Origin of the sequence: Prevotella sp. TF12-30, assembly GCF_003436715.1 — a bacterium.
Lineage (GTDB): Bacteria > Bacteroidota > Bacteroidia > Bacteroidales > Bacteroidaceae > Prevotella > Prevotella copri_A.
The window spans coordinates 380-9,108 of the sequence record NZ_QSQJ01000064.1 but is presented as its reverse complement, the minus strand read 5'-3'; the positions used below and the strand labels follow the sequence as shown (position 1 = coordinate 9,108).

Here is an 8,729-nt window from a genome sequence, read left to right as displayed (position 1 = left end):
TACCAGGAAATGGTACCGGTTTTCCATATACAGAAAAGCCCCGCAACCAGACTTTATCATCTGATTGCGAGGCAAAGGTACGGCGAAATCTGATACTGACCAAGAAAATAACCCTGCGGTTATTTCGAGGGTTATAAAGTTATAACGAGGGTTATTTCTGAGCCGTTTTCAAGCAATTTTTTCGTCGATTCCCAACAGATTTCTGAAGCAAACCACCACATGGGTCATCGCGATATAAGGTTCTTTCTTCACGTTTCCCATCGGAGCATATCCCCATTTATCGAATGGTTTCATATAACAATCCGAGTTACTGATCTGTTTCAGATCACCCTGCGTCAGCTTCACTCTGAATGCTCCCGGGTGAATCGTATCTATCCATTTGCAGAAGCCTTTATAGTCATTCTCTCCTATTAAATGCAAATCTACGGCTACTCTGAACACGGCAATCCAGTGGCGCTGAATCTTGAATATGTACTTGCCAGATTCATCTACAGACTCCATCAGCTGGTCGATGGCATAAGCAAACTTCTGCTCAGATATACGCTTGGGGTTCAATTCGCCTTTCTTGGCTTTCATATACTTACCAAACTCATCTATGTCCTGAGCATGTGCCACCACACGTTCTATCTGCTCTTCTAAATCAAGATGATGCTTGCGACTGCATTCCATCAGTAAATGTTTGCAGAACATCGCCTCTTTGTATTCATGGGTATCATTCATTACATCAACGATCAGGTTAACCATCCCCATGGCTTCTTTTTGATAGCCTGGCTGGTTGACAAAGTTCTTGGCTCCCTCATCATCAGGAGCAGACTGGCTGCTGTTTGATTGTTGGTCTTCTTCATTCATATTATTATAGTTTTTAAGTATATGCAAAAGCCCCGCCTAGCGAGAGCGTTTTACTCTGCTAGGCGGGGCTTGCGTTCTTTATTGTTATGTTGTTACTCTTTCGGGAAAGACTATTTATATTATCATTCTACTATTTACGTAAACGTCACGACGGGTGGAATAGATATTATTTGGGCTTGATCTCATCAATGGCAAGAGATAACTTATAGTATGCCGATATGCGCTTCAAATCATCTATTTTCATCTGATTGTTCAATACAGAATAAACATACCAGCCATCTATCTCATGCTGCCAGATTCTGCCAGGAACAAGCGGTCTTTTCTTTTTGCCGACAAGATTGTAACCACTGTGGATGATACCAACTTGCGGGATGCGTTCGAGACCTATCTTCCTGAGCGTTGCGATGAATGTATCGATTGCAGACCTATGCCATATAACCGTACCATCAGAGAATGTGACCCGAAGTCCCTTGGTTGGATTCTCAACATGCTTAGAAGGTGTATGAGGTTCTACTTGCTGTGGTTTCACCTCGCTTGATACCGGTTTGTTTGCCTTTGGCGTCAGGGTTTTGGCATCAATGATTTCACTGATCTTTGCCTTGCGGGATAGAGCTACGCTCAATGGTTCGCCTGGATGATATTCTACTACCAGTACCAGGTCTCGCTGAATCTCGCTGAGCTGTGGCTCTATATTCTGGCTCAATGAAGGGAGAATTTCTTCTTTTATGATTTTCTCCTCCAAAGAGTCGGCAGCAGCCAACAGCTTGTCATCTACGGGAAGATTCATATCCCGTAGTGACTTAAGAGTTGTGTATAGTTCTTTAAGTGTTGCCATATTTGTTATTTTGTTGAGTTCTCAATGATTGCAATCTCTTCGTCGGTCAAGCCGTAAAGCTGATAGACAAGTTGATCTATTTCTGCTTCGAGGGCAGAAGTGTCAGCATATGGATTTTCTTTCTTTAAGGAAAGAATATGGTCGACAAGAGAAATTACACCTTCACTGATCGCCGAATCTATATTCTGTGGATAATACATGCAAGATAAATATGGCGCAGAAAATGGTAAATATCCTCCAGCCATTCTTAATCCGTCAAAAAACACATCGTAAATAAAATTAAATACTTTTGAATGCAACCAACCTAAAAGCAATTTATTGTTGACTTTTATGGAGTGAATACAATTTGTATTAATTGATGCATATTCCCCATCCTCATCTAAAAAGGCTTCTACTTTTCCCGCCATTTTTGCAAATATTATTTTGGTGGAATTATACATAGTGTATCTATTGTCACCTATTTTCTCACGACTTTTTGCCAATGTAGGTCTTAAATATTTACACCCTTTATCAGTTAACTGCCTAATTCCCCAAAGAGAAACATATGGGTCTATAGTTCCTGTATTAATAAGTTGAAAACCATCGCCATCTTCTTCAATGTAGTCATGAAATTTATCAGCTTCTCCAGCCGTTGACGTAGCATTTATTTCACAAACATCTATCAGTTTTTTACTCTTGTCTATCAAGGAGTTTATCACTTCAATCTTATCAGACAATAAAAAGCCCAAAAGATTCTCAGGCAAAAGAGAAAGTTGACTTGACAGATATCTAAGAGTTTTATTATCTCTTGCGAATACAGAAAAACCATAATTTTGTGCTCTTCCGGTTTTACGCAGATGAGTTACTATAGGGTATACAGAAGCATTAAAGCATTGAGTGTTAGATACATCCCAAAAACTTATAATTTGTGTTTCTTTAACAAGGAGTTTTCTAAATTCAACAGCATAATTGGCGCATAGATATTTATTCGGAGTTATATAACATAAACATCCTTTATCACAAAGTAGATTTAGTCCTTTCTCAAAGAAGTAAACATAAAAATCTGTTGCACCTTTGGCTGTTGTAAAACATTTCTTGAGTTGCTGATACTTTTCTGAACCTAATTGTTTTTTAAGTTCAATAGCATTAATATATGGCGGATTACCAATGACAATATCAAATCCTCCCTTATCAAACACATCCTTGAAATAGATATGCCAAAGGAAGAACTGGTCATTTGGAATTGGCAGATTCTCCAGTTTTTGCTGAATGTCAGAAGTACAGCCTTTAAGATTGAGAATATAGCTGCGCACATTCTCATTGATCGCACTACGAAGATTTATTTTCGTAGCGTGATCATCCGTAAGATAATATTCATGAATGGCATGCTGGATGTTGTCTAGCGCAATTCTCTCATCAAAGGCAAAAGTCTGCTGCCATGCCTCCTGCTTTTTGGAACGTGATTTCTTCTTTAACTGCTCGTTGAGCGACATACCGCTCAAATCCACACCCTCATACTGCTCCAGAAGCGAATTGCCCTGCATAATCTTAAAGTCCATATTCGGCAAGGCATGAGGATTCTGCTCGTCCACAATGAGGGCAAGCCAGAAGCGAAGACGGGCAATATCCACTGCACCCTTCTCGATATCAACACCATAGATGTTGTTTTGTATGATATGCGTCTTGATGCCGACAGCTGTCTCATCATCAATACCTTCTATCGCTTTACGACACGCATAGAGTTCGCGCAATAACCCCATAGGAAAAGCACCGGAACCGATGGCAGGGTCGCAAATCTTAACCTCCTTCAGTTTTTTATCTATCGTCTGCTTCTGTTCATTATCAAGCGGAGAAACATCGTATGAAGTAACGAACTGGCGGATAGAATCCTTTACAGCGTCTTCTGTGATATCCGTCTGCAAGTAAGCTATCAAAGACTCACGGCACATATACTGCACTATCTCCTTTGGCGTATAGAATGCTCCCTTATCCTTGTTGTCTTCAAGCAGATTCTCGAAGATACGGCCAAGCATCTCCGGATCTACGCCGATCTCTGCATCATCAGGATCGTTCTCATCGATGGTGAAGTTGTAGCTGGCAAAGAAGTCGAGCATACTCTTCATATACTTTGCTGGAAGAGGGAAGTTGGTACTGTCGTAATCGTCATTCTCAAACAATCCGCCATTAAGGTATGGAATCTTGATATTCACGCCTACATGAGGACTGCTTGTCAGGTCACCAGGTCGCTTGGTATTGATATCATTGAAGAGGGGTTCCAGCACATCGTCCACAAAAGTTTCCTTGTATGGAGTATTGGCAAAGAGGTTCTGTACGAACTCGCTGTCGCCATTCTTCCAAGCCTCTCCAGCAGGGCATCCCATCCATCCCTTCTTCTGCAAGAACTGAATGAATACAAGGCGTCCCATAAGTTTCTTGACATAATCGCGCACCGCCTTTTCTGCATCTGGGAATGCAGCAAACTCACGCATGATTTCTGCGCATGACTCGCCTGTTACTTCTTCCTTCCATTTATTGTTGGCACCCTTTATCATACGTTTTCCCGTAACAAACTCCACGATATCCTCGTATTGTTTCTTGTATTCCTTGAAGAAGGAATCAGAAAGAGCCTCTACGGAGAAAGCCTTGGTTACGTCCTTCAGACCGAGACTACTCTTCTTGAGTTTTTCGAACTGTTCAATAGCAGTACGGCTACGATGTCCCTCACCAAGCAGATATGTAAATCTCTTGGTGTCAGTACTTTCCTTTTTCAGACTGCCATCTTCGGTAAAGAACAATGCTTCGCTGACATACGAAAAACGCAGCACCGACTCATTCTGTCGGTAACAGAACATAAATGCTCCTGCACATCCTATACCACGCCAATTGGTACAGAGCAAGTTGCGGATGCCTGCACGGTTTCGCTCTATGATGACCTTATCACTAAGCTCAACCTCATATACAGCTATGCCATGACCATCCGGCAGGCTAATCTGTCCGATGTAGAGAGCAGTTTTTGCCATGTTCTCATCCACAGATACCTCTATGGGCTGCTGCCAGAATCTGATATTCTGACGAAAGATGTCGTACAGGAGTTTTTGCCAGTTTGTACGATTGTATTTAGATTCAATGATTGAACGATAATCCATATTTTTTATTTAAATGATTCACTAAGAATAATCTGTGCCTCTGTTTCTGTTTCATGCTTCATTTCTTCGGCACTCAGATAGTAAGCATTGTATTTCTTTGCCATTTCTATGATTTGCGATAAAGCTTCATCACGTTTCAGCTTGCCACGCTGCATCTCCTTCTGCATACGCTGAAGGCGCTTGGCAATGACTGTTATCACGCCCCGTTCTGCCAGGATGCGCAACTGAACAACCTGCTGATAGAGGTTCTGATCCTGTATTTCAGGCAGGAAGAGATTCAGTAGATTAGTAGCAGTTGCAACCTGAGCACCCAGTGCTACTCCAGCCTGTAGCGATAGAGCTTCCTGCTCTACCTGCTCCTGGCTACACTGCTTTTGGAACTTCTTCAGGGCATTCCTTACATGATCGTGATGGTGTTCTATGCGGTCGGTCTTTTCTTCGGAAACATCAGCCTTAAAATACTTGAGAGCATCCACTACGGATAGTTCTTCTACTGACTCATCACTAGAACGGAAGAACGACTTACGCATGTTTGTCTTCAAGAATACCAACGTATCATCAGATAGCGTAACCCCATCAACCTCCCGTGCATTACGTCCGGTACGGCTGCGAAGAGATATCTTGGCTATGCGGTTGTACTCACGCCTATCACTGGTATATAACGAACGAAGTTCCTCGTAGAAAGGAATTTCCTCGTTGAGTTCTCCCTTTTCTGCCTGTATTCCTTCTGTAAAGAGTTTGTCTATATTGCGGTCTATGATTTCTTCTTGCGAGTAAATCTGATTATCCTCACCGAATGTAGAATGGAATGTCTGAATCTTTGAAAGGGCTATCTGGTTGAGCTTGATAATCTGATTGCCCTGACGTGAAGGATAGAACACATAGTTATAGATATTCTTACCCTCAGAACCGATACGGTTGACACGTCCTATTCGCTGCATCAACTTGGTTGAGTTCCAAGGTGTATCATAATTGATGATGATGTTTGAACGATGCAGGTTGATGCCCTCGGCGAGCACATCTGTGGTTATGATAATATTGAAATCATCCTTGCGTTGTGACTTTTTGTAATTGGCATCAAAGTTTTCCTGAATGGTCTGAAACAACTTGTTACGATTGCTGGAGTCAACAACGAGTACATCCTTGCGATTGATTCGGCGCTGGAGATATCCTACAGTATCTTTCGATTCTGAGAAGATAACCAGTTTTTGTCCTGGGTTACGGTCTTTCTTGAACAGTTCATGCTTAAGGAGATCCTGGAATTTGGCAAACTTAGAGTCGTCAGCACCTTCTACATCAACGGTTTCCCACTGGGCACACATTTCTTCAAGAACCTTTTGGTCTGCACGAAGCATGTCTATATATTCCTTTTCAAAATCCTCAGCCTTGAAGACAGCATTCTTCGGATTATCCTCAGCTTTTTCCTGAAGGCGTTCTTCGATTTCTTCATCAGTCAATCCCTGTTCATAGAGATGATTGATATCAAGATCTGGCGCAATAAATACCCTGTCGTTTGCAAACATATTTATCATATACTGATTAGTATCCCTGAATCGACAAATGGATGTCTTGAAAGCATAGAAAGAACTTTCCAAACGCTTCACAAGTCCATTTTTTCGAATGCTTGCCAAGCTTCGTGATATCAGCTGCGCATTATCATAGAGACCTTCTGATTTCTCCGGGAGCAGATAGGCTATTGCCTGATAGCGGGCATACGTCAACCCATTAACAAGAGTATCCATAGAGCTTTCGAACAAGTCGGCTATATGATTGTTCATCTCATAGGTTTTCATTTCTGGTGCTGCAACCTTAGGGAAGCCCTGGATATCCTTGTTGTAGCGCGGAATCGCCTCGATATCAGTACGTGTACGGCGAACAGTGATAGGTTTGATAACTCTGTCACGAACCTTCTCTGCCAGTTTCTTGAACTTAGCAAGATTATAATCAGGATCCTTCTTTAGTCTCTTGAATTCAACAATCAGCGGGGAGAAAAAAGAAGTTAAGTTGGGTACACCATCAATCGTGCAACAACGAGGATCCTGGAAAAGCAGCATCTCATTGTACAGGTCGGCAGGAGTATTGTTCATAGGAGTAGCCGAAATGAGCATCACCTTCTTCTTCAGACCAGGAATTTTTCCTGGCTCAATGCGCGGCATCTTGCATATTTCCTGCAATTTGGTAAAAGCGGTATTGGTATGGGTGCGGAACTTATGCGCCTCATCCACTAATACCAAATCATACTCATCTGCATTCCAGTAGTCAAAATTATTCTCGTCAAGAACCTTGTTTAAACTGCCATTACTAACAAAACGAGTGTATTTATCAATACCAAAGTCCTTAAAGGTCTGTTTCCAGTTCTGTTCTACTGCAGGAGGATAAACCACCAGAATCTTGGTGTTCTCATAGCCATTATCAATACAGAACTGCTTAGCTATCATGGTTGCAATGACCGTCTTGCCCAAACCTACTACATCTGCCAGGAAGAAACCATCATACTTGAGAAGCTTCTGGTATCCCTCTACAACGGCATCGCTTTGATATTCATATCTGGTATAACCTTCTGGCATAACAAAAGCATCCCCTGCATCTGTTGCAAGTACACGGTCTGCAAAATACTCCATCAGCATCTTGATATAAAGCTCATAAGGAGTAACATCGCCATTAAGATAAGTCTGCTGGATGGAACCGGCTTTAATATCTTCTGCCGTAATAGGGCATCCTTCAGCCTCTTGCCAAAGCTGTTCAAACTCATTTTTGGCAAACTGCACATCTTCATAATCGGTCAGTCGTACGTTGAACTCATATTGCTTATCTTGGCTGATTCCCAAGCCGTTACCACTGAGGTTGCTGGAACCCGTAATTGCTGCACCCAATGTATATTGGTTGTACTCTTCAGGATATAGCAGATACATCTTGGCATGAATTTTCTTGCTTGGATGTGCACGAAGTTCCAGTTTGCCGCTTATCAGATCCTCAATCAATTGAAAGATGCCTTCTTCTACACTGCTTGAGTAAGGTGAAGATTCTATATCACTGCGCAGTTGAGAGAGATAATCTTGCTTGACCTCCTCTTCCGCTCCAAAGAACATCTGTCCCTTGTTGTGTGCATTGGCTATATATTTATCTACATCAATACCAATAAGTATGCGCACTTTGTCTATGCTGTTTAAAAAAGGGCGCAAAGTGAAGTAACCTGAAGCACGAAGAAATCCGACAACAGAGTCTAGACACTTGATACTTGGGTTATATGCAAGCAATCCCTCAAATTCCTTTATAAGGGTATTGCCGTTTTTATTGGTAAAAAATTGTTTTGCCATCTTATTTTATGTCACTTACTATTTATTAAATTTCCCTTATCCTTTCAGCTGCTGCAACTGACTCTCCGACAGCCCTGTTATTTTCATCACCGTGGCTGTATCCATACCATTCGCCAGCATCTTCCTGGCTATTTCAAGGCTACGCTGGGTCATACCCCTCTCCATTCCTTCAGCCAATCCTTTCTCCATTCCTTCAGCCAAGCCCTTTTCCATTCCTTCAGCCAGACCTTCTTCTTTTCCTTCTCTCTTAGCGGTATCAATCGAATTCTTGATGTCGCGATATGCCATCTTGCTGGCTTCGTACTCTCGCTGCTCCTGCGGAGTAAAACTTGCAATCTCGGCTTCTTCGAAGAGGCGGTCGAAGACCTTGTCGCATAAGGCCTTAGGACGCTGGGTGAGCTTGTAGAGATTCTTCAGGGCATAGAGCCACTTGTCGTAGAGCGTTTCCAATTCGTCAAGCGACTTATTGAACTTGGCGATTTCTACATAGATAAATTCCAGCTTATCGTAGAATATCTTGTGCGTGGCAGTATCGCATAGCTGTACGTGATGTCGGATTTCCTCCTTATTGAAGGCTTCCTCGTTCATGTTGAAGTTGAGCAG

The 8,729-nt window shown here is 42.1% G+C and carries 5 protein-coding genes; all 5 read right to left on the bottom strand.

The genetic code is table 11. The features are described 5' to 3' along the window. Positions 1-168 precede the first annotated feature (168 nt). A complete protein-coding gene (locus tag DXD25_RS15405; RefSeq protein WP_117664274.1) occupies positions 169-849 on the bottom strand; it encodes a hypothetical protein in 681 nt (226 codons plus the stop codon). Positions 850-1,015: 166 nt separating this feature from the next. Next, positions 1,016-1,684 (bottom strand): hypothetical protein, encoded by a 669-nt coding sequence (locus DXD25_RS15400; RefSeq protein ID WP_147327945.1) that lies wholly within the window; start codon positions 1,682-1,684, stop codon positions 1,016-1,018. A gap of 5 nt (positions 1,685-1,689) precedes the next feature. Beyond that, positions 1,690-4,809, bottom strand: coding sequence for an Eco57I restriction-modification methylase domain-containing protein (locus DXD25_RS15395; protein WP_117664272.1), 3,120 nt, complete (start codon positions 4,807-4,809; stop codon positions 1,690-1,692). A gap of 5 nt (positions 4,810-4,814) precedes the next feature. Further along, positions 4,815-8,126 carry a helicase-related protein gene (locus tag DXD25_RS15390; RefSeq protein ID WP_117664271.1) on the bottom strand — a complete coding sequence of 1,104 codons (3,312 nt, stop codon included), beginning with the start codon at positions 8,124-8,126 and terminating at the stop codon, positions 4,815-4,817. A gap of 36 nt (positions 8,127-8,162) precedes the next feature. Further along, positions 8,163-8,729: PD-(D/E)XK nuclease family transposase (locus DXD25_RS17245; protein WP_233522350.1), on the bottom strand; the 567-nt coding region annotated here is incomplete at its 5' end.

What these genes read in the sequence shown, in the direction of transcription:
- DXD25_RS15405 (WP_117664274.1), bottom strand. Translation starts at nt 849, where the DNA reads ATGAATGAAGAAGACCAACAATCAAACAGCAGCCAGTCTGCTCCTGAT.
- DXD25_RS15400 (WP_147327945.1), bottom strand. Translation starts at nt 1,684, where the DNA reads ATGGCAACACTTAAAGAACTATACACAACTCTTAAGTCACTACGGGAT.
- DXD25_RS15395 (WP_117664272.1), bottom strand. Translation starts at nt 4,809, where the DNA reads ATGGATTATCGTTCAATCATTGAATCTAAATACAATCGTACAAACTGG.
- DXD25_RS15390 (WP_117664271.1), bottom strand. Translation starts at nt 8,126, where the DNA reads ATGGCAAAACAATTTTTTACCAATAAAAACGGCAATACCCTTATAAAG.